General features: G+C 48.7%; 2 rRNA genes. Both read left to right on the top strand.

The annotated features are described in order from the left end of the window. A 23S ribosomal RNA gene (locus D9R05_RS15395) occupies positions 1 to 2,513 on the top strand; the annotation flags it as partial. A gap of 119 nt (positions 2,514 to 2,632) precedes the next feature. Further along, positions 2,633 to 2,741: ribosomal RNA gene (gene rrf, locus D9R05_RS15400) — 5S ribosomal RNA — on the top strand. Positions 2,742 to 2,777 lie beyond the last annotated feature (36 nt).

Genomic DNA, 2,777 nt, shown 5'->3' on the forward strand with positions numbered 1-2,777 from the left:
TAGATGAACTAGAACAAGTTGGAAAGCTTGGCCATAGACGGTGACAGCCCGGTATAGGTAAAGAAATAGGCGATAGTGGTATCCTGAGTAGTGCGGGGCACGAGAAACCCTGTGTGAATCTGGCGGGACCATCCGCTAAGGCTAAATACTCCTGAGAGACCGATAGTGAACCAGTACCGTGAGGGAAAGGTGAAAAGAACCCTGAACAAGGGAGTGAAATAGACCCTGAAACCATACGCTTACAAGCGGTCGGAGCCCTTTGGGGTGACGGCGTGCCTTTTGCATAATGAGCCTACGAGTTACCGTTGCTAGCAAGGTTAAAATTTTAAGAATTGGAGCCGTAGCGAAAGCGAGTCTTAATAGGGCGCGATAGTTAGTAATGGTAGACGCGAAACCGTGTGATCTACCCTTGGGCAGGTTGAAGCTTTGTTAACCCAAAGTGGAGGACCGAACCCGTTGACGTTGAAAAGTCTTGGGATGACCTGAGGGTAGGGGTGAAAGGCCAATCAAACTCGGAAATAGCTCGTACTCCCCGAAATGCATTTAGGTGCAGCGGTATAATAGTTTTATAGAGGTAGAGCTACTGATTGGATGCGGGGGCTTCACCGCCTACCAATTCCTGACAAACTCCGAATGCTATAAAATGTTTTATATCAGTGAGGGCATGGGTGCTAAGGTCCATGTCCGAGAGGGAAAGAACCCAGACCATCAGCTAAGGTCCCCAAATGTATGTTAAGTTGAATAAACGCGGTTGAACTGCTTAGACAGCTAGGATGTTGGCTTGGAAGCAGCCATTCATTTAAAGAGTGCGTAACAGCTCACTAGTCGAGCGGTTCGGCATGGATAATAATCGGGCATAAACATACTACCGAAGCTATGGACTCCATTGGAGTGGTAGGGGAGCATTGTAACAGGGATGAAGGTGTACTGCGAGGTATGCTGGACTGGTTACAAAAGAAAATGTAGGCATAAGTAACGATAAGACGGGCGAGAAACCCGTCCACCGAAAGACTAAGGTTTCCTCAGCTATGCTAATCAGCTGAGGGTTAGTCGGGACCTAAGGCGAACCCGAACGGGGTAGTCGATGGCCAAGCAGTTAATATTCTGCTACCTGCTTTACAATAAAAGTGACGGAGGCGTCTACTTGGTGCGTACTGACGGAATAGTACGTTGAAGTTGTCGAAAGGCAATGACAGTACACAAAAGCTACGGCCGGCGTGATAATCCAGGGAAGCGACTTCCAAGAAAAGCGAGTAAAGCAGCCCGTACCCTAAACCGACACAGGTAGTTGGGATGAGAATTCTAAGGTGCTCGAGAGATTCATGGCTAAGGAACTAGGCAAAATAGACCTGTAACTTCGGGAGAAAGGTCGCCCCACTTCGGTGGGGCCGCAGTGAAGAGGTCCAGGCGACTGTTTATCAAAAACACAGGGCTCTGCAAAATCGAAAGATGAAGTATAGGGCCTGACACCTGCCCGGTGCCGGAAGGTTAAGAGGAGATGTTAGCATTAGCGAAGCATTGAATTGAAGCCCCGGTAAACGGCGGCCGTAACTATAACGGTCCTAAGGTAGCGAAATTCCTTGTCGGGTAAGTTCCGACCTGCACGAATGGTGCAACGATCTGGACACTGTCTCAGCCATGACCTCGGTGAAATTGTAGTATCGGTGAAGATGCCGATTACCCGCTGTGGGACGAAAAGACCCCGTGAACCTTTACTATAGCTTAGTATTGACTTTGGACAAGTGATGTGTAGGATAGGTGGGAGACATTGAAATGCCGTCGCCAGGCGGTGTGGAGTCATTGTTGAAATACCACCCTTTACTTGTTTGAAGCCTAACTTCCATTGGAAGGACAGTGCTTGGTGGGTAGTTTGACTGGGGTGGTCGCCTCCAAAAGAGTAACGGAGGCTTCTAAAGGTTCCCTCAGCACGCTTGGTAACCGTGCGTAGAGTGTAATGGCATAAGGGAGCTTGACTGAGAGACATACAGGTCGATCAGGTACGAAAGTAGAGCATAGTGATCCGGTGGTTCCGTATGGAAGGGCCATCGCTCAAAGGATAAAAGGTACTCCGGGGATAACAGGCTGATCTCCCCCAAGAGCTCACATCGACGGGGGGGTTTGGCACCTCGATGTCGGCTCGTCACATCCTGGGGCTGGAGAAGGTCCCAAGGGTTGGGCTGTTCGCCCATTAAAGTGGCACGCGAGCTGGGTTCAGAACGTCGTGAGACAGTTCGGTCTCTATCTACAGTGGGCGCAAGAAATTTGAGTGGATCTGACTCTAGTACGAGAGGACCGAGTTGGACAAACCTCTGGTGTACCAGTTGTTCCGCCAGGAGCATAGCTGGGTAGCTACGTTTGGAAGGGATAAGCGCTGAAAGCATATAAGCGCGAAACCCACCACAAGATGAGATTTCTTTAAAGGGTCGTGAGAGACGATCACGTTGATAGGCTATAGGTGTAAAGGCAGTAATGTCATAGCCGAGTAGTACTAATAACCCGTATAGTTTATGTCGTCTCCCCCGGGTAACCGGGGGAGGGAAAAACCTTCTGATAGTTATACTTATTTACTTCTTTATATACTTTATTTTTTCAATATGTTACCTTATTATCCGTCATTAGACGGAAAACGACTTAAGGTGGTTATAGCAACGGGGCTCACCTCTTCCCATTCCGAACAGAGCAGTTAAGCCCGTTAGCGCAGATGGTACTACTTATTGTGGGAGAGTATGTCGCCGCCTTTTTTTAAAACCCCTTCATCAATCGATGAAGGGGTTTTT

The sequence above is a fragment of the Mesonia aquimarina genome, from assembly GCF_003667275.1.
Lineage (GTDB): Bacteria > Bacteroidota > Bacteroidia > Flavobacteriales > Flavobacteriaceae > Mesonia > Mesonia aquimarina.